The sequence below is a fragment of the Pseudoduganella sp. RAF19 genome (assembly GCF_052114165.1).
In the GTDB taxonomy this organism is placed as follows: Bacteria; Pseudomonadota; Gammaproteobacteria; order Burkholderiales; family Burkholderiaceae_D; genus Rugamonas.
The window spans coordinates 269,816-288,930 of record NZ_JBFREF010000007.1; the positions used below are offsets into that span (position 1 = coordinate 269,816).

Genomic DNA, 19,115 nt, shown 5'->3' on the forward strand with positions numbered 1-19,115 from the left:
TTTTTCTTAGCTCGTTTGCTGCAGCTGATCCAGCAGCTCCAGCACATTATCGCGCCAGGTCTGCCACGGCATACCTTCTGATTGCGGATGGTTGCCTTCGGCGTGCGCCGCCAGCCATTCGCGCACGGCCAGCGCCAGATCCCCACCTGTCATGCCGCTGAAATAGGCGGCCCGCTCGCCCGCCACTTCGCGGAATACTGGAATGTCGCGCACCAGCAACGGAATGCCGTAGCGCGCCGCTTCGATCAGCGGCAAGCCAAAGCCTTCGCCTTCGCTTGGCGACAGCAGGCAGGCGCTGGCCAGGTAAATCTGCTGTAGCGTGGAGTCGTCGATGCCAGTCAGCCAGAGCAGGCGATGGCCGCGCTCAGGGTGCTGGGACAGGCGCTGCACAATGTGCGGAATGGTGCGGCGCTCATGTTCGGGCAGTGGTTTCCAGCCTTCGTTGCCGACGATGACCAGTTGCACATCCACCCCCTCGACCCACAGCTTTTCGAAGGCATCCAGCGTCTGTAAATGACCTTTGCGTGGTTCGATGGTGCCAACCATCAGGAAGCTGGGGCGAGCCGCGATCTGCTTCAGCAGCTCGGTATCCTGCACCGCCTCCGGCACCGGGCCGCCGATGTCCGCGCCGTGGTGCAGCACTTCGAGCTTCTGGCCCGCGCGGCGCGGGGCTTGTTGCTCGTGCAGCCAGCCATCCAGTTCGTCGGCGACGGCCTTGGAAATGCAGACCAGGCGGTCCGCTTCCGCAGCGATGCAGCGCAGCCAGGCGCCGTGCGTGATGTCGGTATTGGACGGGAAGAATTCGGGACGCAACACGGGTAGCAGATCATGCACCAGGAAGTTGACCGACACGCCGCGCGCGCGCCATGCTGCATAGACGCCGGCCTTCGCAGCGGCCATCACCTTCACCGGCGTATGGTCGGCATTGAAGTAAGCGTCGCCCGCTTGCAGATCCAGCGGTGGGTCCTCGCCTTGCAGCACATTGCTGATGCCTAGCAGCTCGGTGACGTAGCGGCGCGCATAGCGGTAATGCGGCACGCCGCCATCTTCGCTCAGATATACTGCTTCCGCGCGCCAGCCACTGGTGTGCGGTAGCTGCAGCAGTTCCAGCAACTGATGACGCACCACGCGCTCGATGCCGGTCTTCAGATCGTGGCGCGCGATATTGGTCACGTCCACCAGCAACTGGCGCTGCTGCAGCGGGTCCGGCGCGCGCGCGGCGCAGCGTGCCAGCTGTTCCAGCGTGGCTTCGTCCTGCGGCAGACCCGGCACGTCCAGCAGCGCTTGCAGCAGGGCGCGGCGACCGCCTGGACGTGCAGCCAGATCGCGGTCCAGCGCTTGCTTGTACAGCCAGCCGCAGCGCTCAGGGCTGTTGCGGGTGCCCATGAGCGCAAAACCGGCGGCGGCCAGTGCCTCGCGGCGCTCCGTATTGTGGCGCAGGGTGTCGAGTGCTTCCACCAGTTGCTCCTGGTTGAAGCTGTCCGGCAGCATCCATACCGCGTCATGCGGAAATTCGCCCATGGAGCCGTTGGCGTTGATGACGGTCGGCAGGCGGTAGATCATGCAGTCCAATACTGTGCCCGAGGTTTCGCCGCGCGAATCGGTGCGGAGCTGGACACCGACGTCGACTGCCTGCAGGTAGCGCAAGTAGTCTTCATCCGAAGTCCAGCCGGTGATCTTGATGCGGCCACTGCCGGCCGCCTTGATGATGGAAGTCAGTTCCGCGCCATAGTCGCCGCCGTGGTTTTCCCCGACAAACACCAGGTGGCATTGGCGGTCGCCATGCAGCGACGAAGCCAGCCAGGCCTTCAGCAGTTCCAGGCAGCGCTTGGTCGGCGCCACAAAGCCGAAATTGGCAACCACGAAATCATCTTGTCCGATACCGAGGATGGAGCGCGCTGCGGTGCGGTCATGCTCGGCCGGTACAGCGCGCGGCAGCTGGGCGTAGCTCCAGTCGCGTGCGGCTTCCGGACCGTAGCAGCGCTGCGCCAGGGTGCGTGCAAAGTCCGAGTGCACGATCACATGCGAGGCATCGCGCAGCACTTCCAGATTCGAGGGATAGAGTTTGCGTCCCAGTTCGTAGCCATCCGGCCCCACGCTGTCGCGCACCGCTGCGTAGCCATGCGAATGTAGCAGGGCGCGCGTCCACACGTCGGGCGAGCGGTTGGTCATCTGCTCGAAGGAAATCATGCCGCTCAGGTAGAAGTCGTGCAGCACCACGACGCCCGGATGGTCACGCAGCAGGTCCAGCATATAGCTGTGGAAGGGGCTGTTGCCCATCTGGTAGACGATGTGGTCCACTTCGTGCGCGTGCTCGCGTAGCCAGGCGGTATCGCGCACCGGCAGGTGCTGCAGCTCCGGCGGCAGGCTCACTTCCGGCTGTTGCACCACGATGTCGATGTCGAACCACGGCAGCAGCGTCGGCAACAGGCGGGTCGAATAGTCGGCGACGCCGGTGCGTTCCGGCAGCATTGGCGAGATGAAGGCCACGCGGCGCTTGGGCGTGCCGGCCGGGATGGCGCCAGCGGCGCGCAAGGCGGCGTCTTGCGCCTGCCGCTGCGCCAGCGTACGCGCATGGTGAGTCTCCAATGCGGCGATGGCTTTGCGTGCCGAACGATCCCAGCTGAATTTCTCGCGCTGCATTCGGCCGTGGGCGCGCAGGCGCTGCTGCAGTGCTTCGTCTTCCAGTATTTGCGTGATCTTGGCGGCGATGGCGGACGGTTGCAGCGGGTCGAACAGGGCGTCAGGCGTGCCGATCACTTCCGGTACGCTGGTGGCGTCGGAGCCGATCACCACGGCGCCGCAGGCCATGGCTTCCAGAGCTGGCAGGCCGAAGCCTTCGTGCTTGGATGGGAACACGAACAGGGCGGTGCTGCGGTACAGCGTAATCAGTTCTTCATCGGTGACGTAGCCGGTGAAGATCAGTTCATTGGCGGTCACGCCGCAAGAGCGCGCATGCGTTTCCATCTTGATGCGTTCACTGTCCGACATTTTGCTGGCCACCAGCAGTTGGTGGCGTGCACGCAGGTGTGCGGGCAGCAGGCTGAAGGCGGTGATCAGGCCATCGATATTCTTGCGAGTGTCGAAGCCGCCGGGCGCATACATCACCAGTTCGCGCTCGATGCCGAAACGTTTGCGCAGCGCAGCCAGTTGGGCGGCATCCGGCTCACCCGGCTGGAAGGTGTCGTCCACCGCAGTGGAAATCGCCACCACGTCTTCCGGCTCCAGCTTCAGCGCGTCGATGGCTTCCTGGCGCGAGTAGTCGGAAATGGCCAGCAGCAGGCCGGCACGGCGCAGCGATGCAATCTTGCGCTCGTAGTAGGCGCGCTGGGTCGGGTGGCCAAGATAGCCTTCCGGATTCAGGAAGGGAATTAGGTCATACAGCACGACCGCGGTGTGCGCGGCGCCAGTTAAACAGCCGACCGATACCACAGAGTCGTCCACATAGCCTTCAAACAGGCTGGTGACCAGCACGGCGTCCGGCCGTAATTGTTCGATGAAATGTTCGCGCAGCAGTTCGCCTGCGCGCGCGCGCGGGCTGTTCTCTTCGGCGCGCTCGGCGCATGGCTGCAGGATGTCAAATACGCGGATGCGTTCCTGCGGCACCAGGCCCGCGAACTGGGCGCGCAGGTCTTCGATCGCGGCAGGCAGACCGCCGTTCATCACCAGCCAGATTTCATGCTCTCCGGCGTTGCGGGCCACGCCCAGTGCCAGTGCCAGCGAATAGCGTCCGATGCCGCGGAAGCGGCTTTCCGATTGGGTTCCTTGCAGATCAATGACGATGCGCATCTTGTTTCCTTGCTTGTAGCGCTTGCAGTTCGCGCAGCACACGGCTGGCGCGTGGTGACAGTCCGGAGCCGCCTTCGGTCAGCAGGGGCTGCGACGGTGCGGCATTGTGGGACAGCATAAGATTGAACAGGCGGGTGCGCAGGCCCGGCGTAAAGCGCAGCAGATAGAGCGCGATGGCTTTCAGGCGGCGATTGCCCAGCACGTAGCCGCCCAGGCGGTGCAGGCCGCGGCGAGCGCGATTCTTCACCGCGCGCAGAATGCGACCCTCACGGCGCGCTGCATTCAGGCGGTGCATGACACCGCCTACGTAGCGCCAGGGCACGGTGATGCGCCAGGAGCTGCTGTTCATCAGCGCAATCACCTGTTGCGCATACATATCCGCACGCTGCTCGGCGGCGGCGATGCGCTGTTCAAGCACACCGGCGCCGTGTTCAAGCGCGTCCGCGCGGTGTTCGATGGCGGCGGCACGATGATCCTGGCCGTCGGCGCGCTGGCGCAGCTGGCCGAGCTGCTCGCCGGTCTGGCCGGCTTCACGCGTCAAGCGTCCCAGCGCGTGATGGATCTCCGCGTGGCGTGTCGCACCTTGCTCTTCGTAGCGATGCGCCAGGATACCGAGGCCAATACCGAATTCTTTGTTGAAGGCTGCGTCGAAGGAGGCCAGCGCTTCCGGCGCGGCGCTCTTTTGCGCAACGATGGCGTAGTCCTGGCTCACGCCTTCCAGTACGTTCATCAGAACCAGGCGCACATCTTCATGCAGACGCGGATCTTCCTGCAGACGCACGATTTTGGCGCGCGCAAATCCCGCATGCTCCGCAGCGAAGGCCAGCAGATTTGGCGGCAACGGATGCAGGTGAGTCGGGTCCATGTAGAAGCTGGTCGCGCCGACGGTCAGGTTTTCCGGGTTTGGCGTTTCCATGATCAGCAGGCCGCCCGGCGCCAGGGCACGCAGGGCCTCTGCAATCAGTTCGCGCACCAGGTCGAAAGGCAGGTGCTCCACCAAATGGAAGGACGACACCATGGACAGGCTGCCGGCAGGCACGGCGCGCAGGGCGGCCAGTGCATCCATGCGCTCTGCGTTCAGGCCACGTTCGTGGCAGGCGGCCAGCATTCCTTCATCGAGGTCGATGCCGCGAGCGCTGAAGCCTTCTTCGCCCAGGAGTTCAAGCCACTCGCCGCGGCCGCAGCCCAGGTCCAACGCTGAAGGTTTGGCGTCTTGCGCCAGCAGGGCCTCCAGGAAAGGCGTGTAAGCGCGCAGGCGCTCCTTAATGGTGTCGCGCGCGCCGCGGTAGCGGTCCTCAAAAGCGCGATAGAAGGGGGGGCTCATCTTGCAATCTCCACTTGAGGTTCCAGCCAGCTGCTGCCCACGAACTCGCGCCGGTTCATGTTCATGACGATGAATAGCGCGGCCAAATCGCGCCATTCGTAGTTGTCGGCCAGATGGGTTTCGTTGCTGGTCAGCGCAGTCGTGATGGAATAGCTGCCTGCGCCCAGATTGAGCGGAAAACGGAAGCGGTATTCGATTTCTTCGCCAGGCTGCAGGGCACTTAGCGCCTTGTCCATGTGATGGGTGTTGGTGCCGTAGATCGGCTGGCCCAGGCGGTCCTTGATCATATAGCCCAGCACCAGGCGTGGAACGGCTTTGTTGATGCGTACCTTGACGCGCAGCGTGACGGGCACGCCAACATTCAACACTTCCTGTGCTTCACCCTCTTCGTTCTCGATCGTGATGGCCGTGACGCTCGCCTCGCCGGTGCCGGAGCTGGTCTGCACGCGGCCTTCCTCCGTCACGGTCTGCTGCACGGTAGAGTTTTCCCGTTCGGCAATCAGGGCGTTGTAGTAGTCCATCACTTCTTCCGGCGAGCCTTGCTTGGCCAGGCGTCCGCTATCAAGCAGGATGGCGCGGTCGCAGATGGATTGCATCGCCGCGCGGTCGTGGCTGACGATGAGCAGCGTGGTGCCTTGCTGGCGGTATTCGCGGATGCGCTGGAAGCTCTTGTGCTGGAAATAGGCATCGCCCACGGATAGCGCTTCGTCCACGATCAGCACGTCCGGACGCACTACGGTTGCCACGCTGAAGGCCAGGCGCATCTGCATGCCGGAGGAGTACACGCGCACCGGCTGGTCGATGTAATCGCCGATTTCCGCGAAGGCTTCGATCTGCGGCATCATGGTCGTGATTTCATCCACGGTCAAGCCGATCAGCTGCCCCGCCATGTAGGCATTCTGGCGCCCCGTGAAATCGGGATGGAAGCCCATGCCCAGCTCCAGCAGGGCGGCTACGCGGCCGGTGATGTTCACGCTGCCGGTGGTCGGCTGGGCGGTGCCGGTGATCATCTTAAGGAGGGTGCTCTTGCCCGCACCGTTGATGCCGATAATGCCAACCGCTTCGCCGGGGGCGAGCTGGAAATTGATGTCCTGCAGTACCCACTTCAGGTTGTGGTGTGCACGCTTGCCCGGCAGAACCCATTCGGCCAGGCGGCCCCATTGGTTGTGGTACTGCTTGTAGGCCTTGCCCAGGCCTTTAACGATAATGCTGCCCATTACAGTTCATCCACCATTTCGCCCGCGCGTTTGCGGAACAGTTGCAGGCCAAGTGCGCAGAACAGCAGCGCCAGTACGGTAACTGGGATCAGGGTATGCCAGTGCGGGAGCGTGCCGCGCACCAGGATGTCCTGATAAGCCGCGACCACGGCCGCCATTGGATTCCACACCAGCAGCTCGCGCACTGCTTCCGGCAGCGTGGTGACGGGGTAGACGATGGGCGTGAACCAGAACCAGAACTGTAGAAGGATAGTGAAGAACTGGCCCACGTCGCGGAAGAACACATTCAGCACGCCGAGAATCATGCCGAGACCGATCGCAAACAGGATCTGGATTGCCAGCACGGGGAACACGGCCAGGAAGCTCCAGCCGGGGAAGGTGCCGGAAACCAGCAGGAAGACGGTGAACAGGCCGAAGATGATGCCGAAATTGACCAGGGCATTCAGCACCACAATGATAGGCAGACAAATCCGCGGGAACTGCAGCTTCTTCAGCAGATTGGCGTTTTCCAGGAAGACACCCTGGCTGCGGCCGGTGATTTCGGCAAACAGGCCCCAGGTCAGCACGCCGGCGCACAGGTAGATGCTGTAGGCAAAGGCGGAATCCATGCCTTGCAGGCGGTTGTGCATGACCTGCGAGAAGACCACGGTGTAGACCACGATCATGGCCAGCGGGTTGAGGATGGTCCAGGCGGCGCCGAGTAGGGAGTTGCGGTATTTGGCCTGGAATTCGCGCTTGACGCTGCCACCGATGAAACCACGGTAGCGCCAGATCCCACCCATCATGGAGCGGGAAATCATGAGGCCCCCGGTGTGGTGGTCGTGGTCGGCTGGATCATAAACTTAGGTGCTGACAAAAGGCGGAATTATAGCATCAGCAACTATTTGACCCTTCCTCAAAAGGTCCCAAATTTGTGTCCAAAAGTAAGACTGGCGCAGCATCGGCGCGCCCTTAGGCTTAGCCTTGCACCAGCTTTTGCAGCGCGTCCGGCTTGATGATGATGATCTTATGAGTACCCTTCTGAATAATGCCTTGCTGGACCAGGGTCAGTAGCGTGCGCGTCACCGTTTCGCGGCTGGTGTTGATCATATTGGCAATATCCTGATGGGTCGGCAGGTTCTCCACCACATGCACATCCCCGTCCTCTTTTTTCTTCATCAGGTCGAGGAAGGTGTAGATGCGGCGCGAGGTGTTATGGATGCTGAGCAGGGCGCGGAATTCGGAATCGCGCTGCACCTTCTCCGCCAGGAAACGCAGCATCTGGTTCGCCACGGACGGCGAGTGGGCAAACAGGTGCAGGGCAGTATTGCGCGGCAGCAGGGCCACCAGCACCGGCGTCAGTGCCACCACGGACGCTGAACGCAGCGAGCCGTTGATGACGGCAATTTCGCCGAAGAAGTCGCCTGGCTGCAGCATGCGCAGGCCGATGGCGCGGCCGTCTTCGGTAATGTCGATGACTTGCAGTGAGCCGGTCAGCAGGAACAGCAGGCTGTCGCCAGGCGCTCCCTTTTGCAGCACGATGTCGCGCTTGGCGTACTGGCGCACGCGCAGCTCGGTCTTAACGCGCGCCATGTCGTCCTCGCTCAGTTCCGCGAGAAGCGGAATTTTGCGCAAGTGGATCTGCAGATTGACTTGTTGTGGCTCAGGAGCAGCCGCTACCTGTGCCGCCTCTTCCGGCGGAATCAGGTCGTGCTCGTTCGTTTCCTGAAGTTTTCTCTTGCTAGTTGTCATTGTTCAAATAGCTCGTAAAAGCAGGATGACGCAGGTTGCTGCGCTAATACCGGCCACGTTGGCCGCCAGATCGCGCCAGCTGAAATTGCGGCCAGGCACCAGCTTTTGCAAGACTTCGATCATCCAACCGCCAGCCGCCAGACCAAGCAGCCAATATTGCAATTGTCCCCATGTCGGCGCCAGGGGCGCTGCCAGTACGGTCAGGCCGGCAAAAGCCAGGAAGTGCAGCAGCTTGTCGTTCGGCAGGGGCGGCAGCCAGCCTGCCGGCAGCAGGCAGCCGACAGACACAGCGGCCAGCGCCAATAAAAAGACAAACAGTTCCCAACCCATGATGCTCAACTTCGAAAAATAATGCAGAACCGCGAGGTCAGAAATTGTCCCAGCGCATACTCAGCTGAAGCGCATGGCTATTGTATTGGAACAACGAGATATTTTCGCGGTCGCGCACGACACGGCCTTCGAGATGAAGACTCACATTGGGACGGAAATACCACTGTACGGCAGCGCGGGCGCTTGTCGTATTTTGACGACGCGCCACTTCGATCAGGCCCGGTGAGTAGATATTGTCGCTTTGCCAGTGCTGGTGCGTCAGTCCGGCCTCTGCATACCAGCCGGAACCAAGCAGAGTATACCATTGCACGCTGCCGAACCAGCCCTTGCGGTCGCCACCCGGTCGTTCTTCGGCGCCATGATCGTGCAGTCCGCTGCCGGTAATTTGCACCTGATCGTGCTTCCCGCGGTAGGTGAACAGGGTGCTCAGTTCCAGCGTGGTGGCGTTGTAGGCGGTACGCGTTGGATAAGTCACGTGGCTGATATTGCCGGCAAATGCGAAGTCCCAGCCTGGCGGCATCGACATCGGCGGCGAGGCGCGCACCTGCAGCTGCTCCTGGCGCTGGTATAGCTTCTTATCCAGTTCGGCGGCGCCGAATGCGGCGGTGGCGCGCGTGCGCCAGCGGCCGATGTTCATCGAATGCTCGACACCCATCAGCATGGTGGCGGTATCCTGCTCGTGTATGTGATCGTTACGGCGCACATAGCCTTGCACAATGCCCAGCGTGCCGTAGCTATTCAATGGGCGCACGTAGGAGCCGGTGAGCACGCTGTAGCTGTCCGCCTTGGGCAGGAATTCCGGCGACAGTTCCAGGTCGGTCTGATTACTGCCGGTGCCGATCGTGAAATTCGAATCGCTGGCGCCCTGATTGACGTTCGAGTCGCGGCCGCGGCCTGCGCTCACTAGCCAGGACGCGGGGCGAATCGTGCGCACCTTGCAGCCCGCGGCGCGGTGCGAGGCAATTACCTCCGTGATGCCTGGTGGAGGATCGAAGCGTTCCTCCACGGTCTTGAACAGGCGCTCGGCTTCGGTGGCGTTGCCCAGCTCGCAGTATGTGATGGCGAGTTCCAGGAAGGCGCCGGCGTGGCGCGGCTCCTGTTCGATAAAACGCTCCAGCAAAACGGCTGCATCTTCCAGGCGTCCCTCGGCGACGGCTTGCAGGCCAGCGCGATACAGCTCCTCCTGTTTAACGGGGGCGTATGTGGGCGCTGCCGGGGCAGGGTCGGCTGCAACCGCTTCAAGCGCTGCGTCGGGTGGCGACGCGTGGACCGAGCTTGCCAGCAGCAGCGCGGTGAGCCAGGGCAAGTGGCGCTTCATCATGCCTGCGGCTCCAATGTATAGACGCGAATCGTTTTTTCCTTCCCGCGCAGATGGCGTTCGCCCAGAGGCAGAAAGCGATGGCGGCGCGAGTTCGCAACCGTTCCTTCGCCAATGATGACATCATAGGGATAGTCGCGCGCGGCCTGTTCCAGACGGGAAGCGGTGTTAACACTGTCGCCCACAGCAGTATAGATGCTGCGGAAGCTGGTGCCATAGTCGCCCGCCATGGCGGCGCCGCTCTCGATGCCGATGCGTACACGCAGTGGCGGCAAGCCCTTCTCGCCGCGGCGGCGGCTAAATTCCGCTACCTCCTTCAGGATCATGTGTGCTGCATCCAGTGCCAGGTCGGCGTGTTCTTCGTTGGGCAGCGGCGCGCCCCAGAATGCCACCAGGCCATCGCCGGTGAACTTGTCCAGCGTACCTTGTTTTTCCAGCACGGGACGAGTCAGGCAATCGAGGAAATCGGTGGTTAGGCGCGCGGCTTCATCCAGCGAGAGCGATTCGACTTGCGAGGTGTAGCCTTGCATGTCCGCAATCAGGGTAGTGACTTGCAGCAGGCGTGGCGCCAACGGGTCTTTCATGTCGCTGCGCAGCAGTTCGTCCACCACGGCTTTTGCCACGTATTGGCGCAAGGTGCCGAGCAGCTGGCGTGATCGCTGCTGGGCCTGCTGCCAGTGGAAGGGCACGGCTACGGCCAGCAGGAATAGGTTCGACAGCAGTGGCGCGGCGGGCGCAAACATGGGATCATGCGGCGCCAAAACGTAGGCCAATGCCAGCCAGGCCAGCGATGTACCTGCCAGCAGCAGCGCATTGATGGCGGCAGAAAGGCGCGGCAAGGTGTAGCTGGCGAACAGCACCACGCTTAACGTAAACAGGATAGCCATCAGGCGTCCTGGCCAGGGCTTGGGGGCTAAGCCCGCCTGTTCGTCCAACTGGCCTTCGAGCATGGCGGCGTGCACCAGCAGTCCGGCGGTTGATTCATTCAACGGCGTTGCGACACGATCGCCAATGCTCAGCGAGGAGGAGCCGATCAGCACCAGACGTCCCGCCACATCCTCCGGCCGTACGCGGCCCGCCAGCACATCGCCTGCCTTGGCGACCACAAAGGAATTCAAGGTGCGCGAGTAAGGGACCCGCACCAGTCCTCCGGACAGCTCTTGCGGTTTGGGGCCGCTGCAGCAATCAAGCAGCGCACGCGACAGGGTAGGGTAGAGCTGGCCGCCGAACCAGGTAGCCATGGGCACGCGGCGCAGTACGCCGTCAGGGTCAGGGATGAAGCCGATGTTGCCGAAGTGGTGGGACCCAGCCAGTCCGGCATGGTTGGCAATATAACCGCTTGCGGGTACGGCGCCAGCCTGGGTGGTGGTCGGCACGCCGCCGCCAAGCTGTCCGGTCATCAATGGCGTGCTGCGCGGTGCATAATCGAACATCTGGGCAAGCACAACGGGGCCGTGCTTGGCGAGCATTTCAATGCGTGTGTCGCCACCGGCATCGACGGGCTTCTCCATCATGATGTCGAGCGCGACACCCTTGGCGCCGTCCTCCAGCAATTGCTCGATCAAGTCGGCTATGTGTGACCGTGGCCATGGCCAGGGCTGGTCCGCCAGACTTGATTCGTCGATATCCACAACGAGGATGCGGTCCTCGTCTTTCTCCTGGGCCTGCATCCGGATAAATTGATCGCGCAGCCATTCGTCGCCCACGTGCATCCAGTTTGGCGCAGCCTGCCACTGCGGCAAAACGCACAGCGCTACAGCGGCGGTGGCGATCAGACTTCGCAATAGTACGGCGGGAGCAAGGGTGGCGCGGAGATTAACCGGAATCGTCATGGAGGTGTCAGCCGGCGCGCCGGTATGCAGTGTTGCAGGCGGAATACAGTAGTGAATAAATTGCTAGTATAACCGCATGACTCCCCATGCAGTAAAATGTAGGGCTTTGTCAGTAACGATCTGTAACAGATGTAAGATGTGATGGCAGTCACAGACTTTTCATCGTTAGAGCGGACAATACAGCATAAGGAGAAATTTATGCTACGCAACCATATCATCGGCGCAGGCTTGTTGCTGACCGCTTCCCTGGCCTGGGGCGGCGAGGCCGGCCGCGTCATATTCGTGACCGGTCAAGTCCAGCTTGCCAATCACGCTGCCGTGGTTGATGCCGCTGTGCAAGAGGGCGATGAGGTCACGACCGGCGCCGATGGTTATGTTTATATGAAGACCACGGATGAGGGCTTCCTGATTCTGCGCCCGAACAGCAAAGCGCGCGTGGTAACTTATCGGGTCGATAAGGCCAACCCGTCCAATACGCATGTGAAGCTGGAGTTGAGCCAGGGTGTGGCCCGTGCCATTTCCGGCAAGGCCGTCAAGCAGGCACGTCAGAACTTCCGCTTCAATACACCTGTCGCCGCCATCGGCGTGCGCGGTACCGACTTTATTGTATACACCGACCAGCAGACTTCGCGTGTGGTGGTGGTTTCTGGTGGTGTCGTGATGAGCCCGTTCGCCGCTGGCTGCTCCAGTGAGGGCGTCGGTCCTTGCGAGGGCAATGCGAGCCGCGAATTGTTTGCCGGCCAAGCGGGGATGCTGTTGCAGGTACGCCGCGGCCAGACGGCGCCGCAATTGCTGAATAATCCATCTTTGTCGCCTGATCAGAACGAGAAACCTCGTTCCGACGAGCCGGTTGGCAAAGTGACCCAAGGCAGCGCGCTAGGGCCGGCGCAAGTAAACCTTGATCCAGAGCGCACCGCACTGTCGCTGAATGCAGTGCGCCCTGTGGGTGCCGGAACGCCGCCTTCTTCCGGGGCGGATAATGGAACGCCTACACCACCGCCGATCGTGACGCCTCCTCCTGTGGTCATTACCGATCCAACACCGGCGCCGCCGAAGCCACAGGAAGTGTTTTGGGGGCGCTGGAGTATCGTCGCTGGCCAAGGCGTGATGCCCGCGTCAATCAAGAACAACAATACTGATACGCCGCAGTTTGTCGGTGACTATGCCGTGGCACGCATGAAGGGGGCAACGCTCGTCATGCCTACGGAAGGTATCGTTGGATTTGCGCTGGCTAACAGTGAGGCGTATGTCCAGAAATCAAACGGCAGCGAGGCCCGCGCCAATGTGGATTCGGGACAGTTGAATATTAACTTTGTTGATAGGACATTTACGACGGGTTTGTCAGTTTCGTCCGGCAAAGATAAGTACGATATTTCAGGAAAGGGCGTAGTCGATTATCAGGGTCTTATGACCAACAGCGCCAGCTCAGCTACCCAGATCCGCGGCTATCTGTCCGGACCTAACGCTGAAGAGGCCGGATATGTCTTCAAAAACACCGCTTATCCAGGGGTGACTGTGGTCGGCGGGACGACCTGGAAGAGATAATCCGATTAAATCGGAATTAAAAACGCAGGCAAATTGCCTGCGTTTTTTTATAAGAATTGCTTGTCTTTTGGCAGTATCAAATTCTCACCAAAAATATCAAATTGGCTGAGTTTGCCCGCTTATTAAGCAAACCTCCTGCAACATTGTGTAAAAAACCGTGGTTTCCGCCACAAAAAGATGAGTTTTGTGATGGCCGTCACAACATCACATCCCTAGTGTGGCAATATACTTCGCACTTCTGCAAAAAAGTGTCCAAGTTGCAGACAGCGCTGTTTGTACTAGGACGGCAGAACTTTGGTTTAAACCACCTTTATAAGGAAATATCATGGCAGCACAAGACTACGTAGCAATTGTTGAACAACTGTACGTATCGTATTTCGGCCGTCCTGCTGACTACTTCGGTCTGCAGAATTTCACCGCTCAACTGAACTCCATCGGCGCACCGAAGGACATCACCGCCCTGAACGCTGCTGTTCAAGCTGACAAAGCTGGCACCACGGCCCTGAGCAAACTGGTTAACAGCTTCGCTTCCTCGGACGAGTCCAAAGCCCTGTACGGCTCCGACAACTCCCCAATCGGTATCTCCAAGTTCCTGGTTTCCGTATTCCAGAACGTTATCGGCCGCACCCCTGACCTGGGCCCAGGCTGGGACTTCTGGTACAACGCCCTGTCTTCGGGTGCTCTGAGCCGCGCTGACGCCGCTCTGGCTATCGCTGAAGGTGCTCTGAGCAACACCACCCCGCAAGGTCTGCTGGACGCACAAGCTGTGCTGAACAAGCAGAAAGTTGCTTCCGCTTTCACCGCTGCTCTGGATACTCCAGAAAAGATCAACGCTTACTCCACCGCTGCTGCCGTTGCAACCGCAACCGGCCTGCTGAAGGACGTAACCGCAACCACCGACGTAGCCGCTTACCAGGCTAACGTGCTGGCTGCTGTGGACACCGTGGTGAGTGGCTCGATCCCTAGCACCACCTCGAACCTGACCACCGGCGTTGACACCCTGACCGGCACCAACGGCAACGATACCTACAATGCTGTTATCGGCAACGCTACCGCAACCGACGATTCCCTGAATGCTCTGGACTCCGTCGACGGCGGCGCAGGTTCCGACACCCTGGTTCTGCTGGACAAGAAGACCACTGGTAGCACTCTGCCTTCCGGCATCGTGATCAAGAATGTTGAAAATATCGTGATCCGTGGCGCTGGTGTAGTGAACTTTGACCAGACCGCTGCTACCGGCATCACCGGCGTGACCAAGATCTCCGTTGCTCAAGCGACCACTGCAACTGTTAAAGCTGCCGGCACCACTGCTGTTGACGTGGCTGGCGCAACCGATGACGTAACCGTTGACGGTGGCTCCAACGTGTCCGTGTCCCTGAACGGCGGCACCGGCGTTGACACCGTGATTGGTGCAACCACTGTTGCCAAGGGCGCTGTTTCCGTAACCAACACCAACCTGGCTGATGCAAACATCGCTGTAGACGGCGGCACTTCCGTGACCGTAACCGCACAAGGCGTGACCGCAGCAGCTGGTGCTGCTGGCACCATCACCGTTGGCAATGGCGGTGCTGCTACTGACCTGCCATCGGGCGCTATCGCTGTGACCTCCATCGGCGCTGCTGCAAACGGTACCGCTCCAGCAGACATGGCTGCTATCACCGTTAAGGGCGGCACCAAAGTAACCGTGGTGCAAACCGCTACTGCGGACGACACTGCTGCTGCTGACGACGCTGCTGCAACCGCCAACGTTATCACCCAAGGTGACATCGCCATTACCGGCGGCAAAGCCACCACCGAAGTTGTTGTTCAGCAGACCGCTACTTCCGCTGGCGAAGATGCTTCTGCAGCAACCGCCGGCGTCAAGACTGTTGACGTTGTGACCTTCGTTAAGATGGCCGCAGGCGAAACCGTCACCGTTGACGGCTTGGTCTTCACTGCCAACAAGGCGCTGACCGCTGCTGAAGTTGCAGCTGCATTCGCTAACCTGTCCGCTGGCGCAACCCAAGGTTCCGCTCCTGCGTCGAACGGCGTGTACTCCGGCGCTCTGTCGACTCACTTTGTCTCCGCAGGTGTGGTGGCTTCCGGCACCAGCCAGACTGTGACCTTCACTTCTGCTAAAGCTGACGGTACCGCAACTATCGTTGTTGCTGACACTGCTGCTGCTGGCAACGTGGCTGCAAGCGAAACCACCGCAGGCGTGGCCAACGTCGACGCAACCGTAGGTTCGCTGGCTGTAGCAGCAGGTAAAGTGACCATCGCTGACGGCGGCACCAAGACCATCGCTACCGTGACCGTTGACGGCTACGGTGCTGGTTCGACCATCAACTCCGGCGCTCTGACCACTCTGAATCTGGCTCACAGCGGCGCTGCTGACATTGCAGTTACCAACGCCACTGCCAACGCCACTCTGAACCTGAAAGTGGACGGCCTGGGTGATACCGACACTCCAACTGCTGCCAAGATCGATCTGAGCGCTGCTAGCTACACCACTCTGAACGTCACGACCGCTAACGCGGACTCTCTGGCTGCTCTGATTGCTGCTGGCGCAACCGCCATGACCGTTGCTGGTACTAACGCGATCGACCTGACCGACGCTGCTACCGACCTGAGCGGCCTGAAGACTCTGACCGTGACCGGCGCTGCTGGCGTTGCTGTGGACCTGAGCGGTTCCGCAAACCTGACCACCGTTGACACCACCGGCACCACCGGCACCAACACCGTTGGCATCGATGCTACCGTTGCAACCTACAAGGGCGGTGCAGGCGTTGATAAAGTCACCGTTGCAGGCAACGTGACCAAAGCGATCACCCTGGGCGCTGGCGACGACGTCGTAACCCTGGCAACCGCTTCCCTGGGTGCTAACATCTCCGGCGGCGACGGCACCGACACCCTGTCGATGACCGCAGCTGACGCGGAATCTGCATCGGGCAGCAGCGCTTTCGCAGCCAAGATCGACGGCTTCGAAAAACTGCAACTGGCTGCTGCCGCTGCTGACACCACCGTTGACCTGTCCAATCTGGACAACATCAACTACGTGGTAACCGCTGGTGCAGCTAACACCTTCACCCTGACCCTGGACAAGCTGGCTGCTGCTAGCACCGTAGAACTGAGCGGCGCCCAGGCTGGTGGTACCGTTGAAGCCGTGCTGGCTGATGCTACTGGTTCTTCTGACGTGCTGAACGTTGTTCTGAAGACCGCTGCAGCTGCTGCTGTTGACTTCGGTGCTGTAGTTGCTGCTGATGTTGAAACCGTCAACCTGACCGTGACCGACACCAAGACCAAGACTATCGATACCTTCACCCTGGACCTGGCAGCTGATTCGGCTACCAATGTCGTGGTGACCGGTAACGCCAACCTGGTCCTGAACGACGCTGGCCATGTAAGCACCAAGGTAACCACTCTGGACGCTTCCGCGCTGACCGGCAAGCTGACTGCTTCGACCAACGGCACTGTTGCTGAAACCATTAAAGGTGGTTCCGGCAACGACACCCTGACTGCAGCTGGCAATCACGACGTTCTGAATGGCGGCGCAGGTAACGACACCCTGATCGTGACCGGCAACCTGGCTACCCTGACCGGTGGCGCTGGTGCTGACACCTTCAACGTTGCCCACGCAACCAGCAACGTGAATAGCTACGCGACCATCACCGACCTGACCGCCGGCGATATCATCAAGTTTGCTAACACTGCTGCTACCGAGACCTTCAATGCATCGAAGGTTACCCTGGCTGACACCGCTGTGTTCCAGGACTACGCTAACGCGGCAATCGCTCAAACCAACCAGGGTGACATCTCCTGGTTCCAGAGCGGCGGCAACACCTACGTGATCGAACACGTCTCTGGCGCCGTGACCAGCTTCGTGAACGGCACCGACGTGATCGTGAAGATCACCGGCACCGTGGACCTGAGCCACTCCTCGTTCAGCACCGCGAACCAGACCCTGGTCTTCGTCTCTTAATCGAGATCGTATCCTGTCCTCCCGCACAAGCGGGAGGTTGGAACAAAAACCCCCGGTGCCTCGGTGCTGGGGGTTTTTCTTTTGTTTGCACAAAAAAACAGCACGCAAGTAAATATATGTGATGCAGATCACATTTCTTTGCGGTTTTGATGGATAATGTCTCGTCTTTGAAAAAAGAAGAGCCATGCGTTGCCGCCTAAACGCTTAATCCTTCGAGATCATGAAAAAACTCCTGAACCCCAAGAGCGAGATCCAATCGATCTTGTCTACTTTTAAACGGACCTTCTACACAGTAGGAGTGTTCAGTGCCATCATCAACATGCTGGCGCTGGTGCCGTCCCTCTACATGCTGCAGGTCTACGATCGCGTGCTGCAAAGCCGCAACGAGATCACATTGCTGATGCTGACTCTGATCATGCTGGGCGGCTATGCCTTCATGGGCACGCTTGAAATGGTGCGAAGCTTCGTCTTGGTTCGCGTGGGCGCCAAATTCGACATGGAGTTGAATAAGCGTGTGTATACGGCGGCGTTCGAGCAAAACCTGAAAACTGCCGGATTCAATGCAGGTCAGGCGCTGACGGACTTGACCAACATTCGTCAATTCCTGACGGGTAACGCGCTATTCGCTTTCTTCGATGCTCCTTGGTTTCCGATTTACCTAGGGGTCATCTTTATTTTTGAGCCGAGCCTTGGTGTGTTCTCGGTATGCGGCACGCTTGTTCTGATCGCACTGGCTTACATTAACGAGCGATCGACAAAAGAACCATTGTCCGAGGCGAACACGATGGCCATTACGGCCAACACGTTGGCGACGAACAATCTGCGAAATGCGGAAGTCATCGAATCGATGGGCATGCTGCCGAATCTGATGAACCGCTGGTTCAAACTGCACTCGCGTTTCCTGCACCTGCAGGCGAAGGCTAGCGAGAAGGCTGGCGTTATCAATGCCATAACCAAGTTTGTGCAGGCATCGCAACAATCGCTGGTGCTGGGCTTTGGTGCTTTACTGGTACTTGAAGGTAAATTGAGCCCGGGCATGATGATTGCCGCGTCCATCTTGGTGGGTAAAGCCTTAGCGCCGGTGCAGCAAGTGATCGCCACTTGGAAGAGCTGGGCTACGACGCGCAGCGCCTATGAGCGTCTGACTGCGGTCCTCGAACGCAACCCAGCCCGCAGCGCTGGCATGGAGTTGCCTAAACCGGAGGGTCATCTGTCGGTAGAGGGGGTAAGCGCCTCTCCGCCTGGTATCACTGTACCGATTTTACGCGGCGTCACCTTTGCCATTCAGGCCGGCGATGTGCTGGGCGTGATTGGCCCGAGTGGCTCCGGTAAGTCGACGCTGGCACGACTAATGGTCGGGGTATGGCCGGCACTGATGGGCAAGGTGCGTCTGGACGGCGCTGATATGTATCAGTGGAATAAGGCTGAACTTGGTCCGTACATTGGCTATCTGCCGCAGGATATTGAGCTCTTCAGCGGTACCGTTTCGGAAAACATTGCGCGCTTCGGCGAAGTTGATGCCGAAAAGGTCGTTGAAGCGGCCAAACGCGCTGGCGTGCACGACATGATCCTGCATTTTCCTAAGGGCTACGACACGGTTTTGGGCGACGGCGGCGCGGGCTTGTCTGGTGGACAGAAACAACGTCTTGGCCTTGCTCGTGCCATGTACGGCGATCCGTCGCTGCTGGTATTGGATGAGCCTAACTCCAACTTGGATGATGCGGGTGAGCAGGCCCTGGTGGCCGCTGTGCAAGATCTGCGTCAGCGCGGCAAGACGATTGTTCTGATTACGCATCGCACAAGCATTATTGGCGCCACGACTAAATTGCTGTTGCTGCGTGATGGCACGGTCGGTAGCTTTGGTCCGACGCGCGAGGTGTTGCTCGCGCTGCAAGAGCAGCAACAAAAGCAGATCGCAGCGCAGCAAGCGGCACAACAGGCAGCTGCTCAACAAGCGGCAGCACAGCAAGCAGCTATGGCAGCTCAGCAGGCCGCACAGCAAGCGGCCCAGCAAGCTGTGCATCCCGGCGCGAACGACGCGAAAGCTGGCGCCGCGACGGAACAGGAGTAA

The 19,115-nt window shown here is 60.2% G+C and carries 11 protein-coding genes; 3 read left to right on the forward strand and 8 right to left on the reverse strand.

The features are described from left to right. Positions 1 to 6: 6 nt before the first annotated feature. The 8 genes from AB4Z19_RS20505 to AB4Z19_RS20540 all read right to left on the reverse strand — a co-directional run bounded on the left by AB4Z19_RS20505 (position 7) and on the right by AB4Z19_RS20540 (position 11,541). Positions 7 to 3,789 carry a glycosyltransferase gene (locus tag AB4Z19_RS20505; RefSeq protein ID WP_442035882.1) on the reverse strand — a complete coding sequence of 1,261 codons (3,783 nt, stop codon included), beginning with the start codon at positions 3,787 to 3,789 and terminating at the stop codon, positions 7 to 9. Next, on the reverse strand, positions 3,773 to 5,113 hold the full coding sequence (locus AB4Z19_RS20510) for a class I SAM-dependent methyltransferase (RefSeq protein ID WP_442025129.1): 1,341 nt from the start codon (positions 5,111 to 5,113) through the stop codon (positions 3,773 to 3,775). The genes AB4Z19_RS20505 and AB4Z19_RS20510 overlap by 17 nt, the downstream gene beginning before the upstream one ends. Then, entirely contained in the window at positions 5,110 to 6,330 is a 1,221-nt protein-coding gene (locus AB4Z19_RS20515) for an ABC transporter ATP-binding protein (RefSeq protein WP_442025131.1), read from the reverse strand. The genes AB4Z19_RS20510 and AB4Z19_RS20515 overlap by 4 nt, the downstream gene beginning before the upstream one ends. Further along, positions 6,330 to 7,130: an ABC transporter permease gene (locus AB4Z19_RS20520; RefSeq protein ID WP_442035883.1), complete on the reverse strand. Its 801-nt coding sequence runs from the start codon at positions 7,128 to 7,130 to the stop codon at positions 6,330 to 6,332. The genes AB4Z19_RS20515 and AB4Z19_RS20520 overlap by 1 nt, the downstream gene beginning before the upstream one ends. 157 nt (positions 7,131 to 7,287) lie before the next feature. Continuing rightward, positions 7,288 to 8,061, reverse strand: coding sequence for a Crp/Fnr family transcriptional regulator (locus AB4Z19_RS20525; RefSeq protein ID WP_442025135.1), 774 nt, complete (start codon positions 8,059 to 8,061; stop codon positions 7,288 to 7,290). A gap of 3 nt (positions 8,062 to 8,064) precedes the next feature. Continuing rightward, positions 8,065 to 8,391 (reverse strand): hypothetical protein, encoded by a 327-nt coding sequence (locus AB4Z19_RS20530; RefSeq protein ID WP_442025137.1) that lies wholly within the window; start codon positions 8,389 to 8,391, stop codon positions 8,065 to 8,067. A gap of 37 nt (positions 8,392 to 8,428) precedes the next feature. Continuing rightward, entirely contained in the window at positions 8,429 to 9,712 is a 1,284-nt protein-coding gene (locus AB4Z19_RS20535; protein ID WP_442035884.1) for a tetratricopeptide repeat protein, read from the reverse strand. Beyond that, complete coding sequence (locus AB4Z19_RS20540) at positions 9,709 to 11,541, reverse strand: CHASE2 domain-containing protein (protein ID WP_442027802.1); 1,833 nt, start codon at positions 11,539 to 11,541, stop codon at positions 9,709 to 9,711. Before AB4Z19_RS20540 ends, AB4Z19_RS20535 begins: the two co-directional genes overlap by 4 nt. A 198-nt stretch (positions 11,542 to 11,739) precedes the next feature. On the opposite strand from AB4Z19_RS20540, the gene AB4Z19_RS20545 reads away from it, so the two are divergent. The 3 genes from AB4Z19_RS20545 (at position 11,740) to AB4Z19_RS20555 (ending at position 19,115) form a co-directional block, all read left to right on the forward strand. Further along, on the forward strand, positions 11,740 to 13,086 hold the full coding sequence (locus tag AB4Z19_RS20545; protein ID WP_442027801.1) for a FecR family protein: 1,347 nt from the start codon (positions 11,740 to 11,742) through the stop codon (positions 13,084 to 13,086). Positions 13,087 to 13,411: 325 nt separating this feature from the next. Continuing rightward, on the forward strand, positions 13,412 to 17,044 hold the full coding sequence (locus tag AB4Z19_RS20550) for a beta strand repeat-containing protein (RefSeq protein ID WP_442035885.1): 3,633 nt from the start codon (positions 13,412 to 13,414) through the stop codon (positions 17,042 to 17,044). A 220-nt stretch (positions 17,045 to 17,264) separates the two neighbouring features. After that, positions 17,265 to 19,115 carry a type I secretion system permease/ATPase gene (locus tag AB4Z19_RS20555; RefSeq protein ID WP_442035886.1) on the forward strand — a complete coding sequence of 617 codons (1,851 nt, stop codon included), beginning with the start codon at positions 17,265 to 17,267 and terminating at the stop codon, positions 19,113 to 19,115.

What these genes read in the sequence shown, in the direction of transcription:
- AB4Z19_RS20535 (WP_442035884.1), bottom strand. Translation starts at nt 9,712, where the DNA reads ATGATGAAGCGCCACTTGCCCTGGCTCACCGCGCTGCTGCTGGCAAGC.
- AB4Z19_RS20530 (WP_442025137.1), bottom strand. Translation starts at nt 8,391, where the DNA reads ATGGGTTGGGAACTGTTTGTCTTTTTATTGGCGCTGGCCGCTGTGTCT.
- AB4Z19_RS20540 (WP_442027802.1), bottom strand. Translation starts at nt 11,541, where the DNA reads ATGACGATTCCGGTTAATCTCCGCGCCACCCTTGCTCCCGCCGTACTA.
- AB4Z19_RS20525 (WP_442025135.1), bottom strand. Translation starts at nt 8,061, where the DNA reads ATGACAACTAGCAAGAGAAAACTTCAGGAAACGAACGAGCACGACCTG.
- AB4Z19_RS20520 (WP_442035883.1), bottom strand. Translation starts at nt 7,130, where the DNA reads ATGATTTCCCGCTCCATGATGGGTGGGATCTGGCGCTACCGTGGTTTC.
- AB4Z19_RS20545 (WP_442027801.1), top strand. Translation starts at nt 11,740, where the DNA reads ATGCTACGCAACCATATCATCGGCGCAGGCTTGTTGCTGACCGCTTCC.
- AB4Z19_RS20515 (WP_442025131.1), bottom strand. Translation starts at nt 6,330, where the DNA reads ATGGGCAGCATTATCGTTAAAGGCCTGGGCAAGGCCTACAAGCAGTAC.
- AB4Z19_RS20555 (WP_442035886.1), top strand. Translation starts at nt 17,265, where the DNA reads ATGAAAAAACTCCTGAACCCCAAGAGCGAGATCCAATCGATCTTGTCT.
- AB4Z19_RS20550 (WP_442035885.1), top strand. Translation starts at nt 13,412, where the DNA reads ATGGCAGCACAAGACTACGTAGCAATTGTTGAACAACTGTACGTATCG.
- AB4Z19_RS20510 (WP_442025129.1), bottom strand. Translation starts at nt 5,113, where the DNA reads ATGAGCCCCCCCTTCTATCGCGCTTTTGAGGACCGCTACCGCGGCGCG.
- AB4Z19_RS20505 (WP_442035882.1), bottom strand. Translation starts at nt 3,789, where the DNA reads ATGCGCATCGTCATTGATCTGCAAGGAACCCAATCGGAAAGCCGCTTC.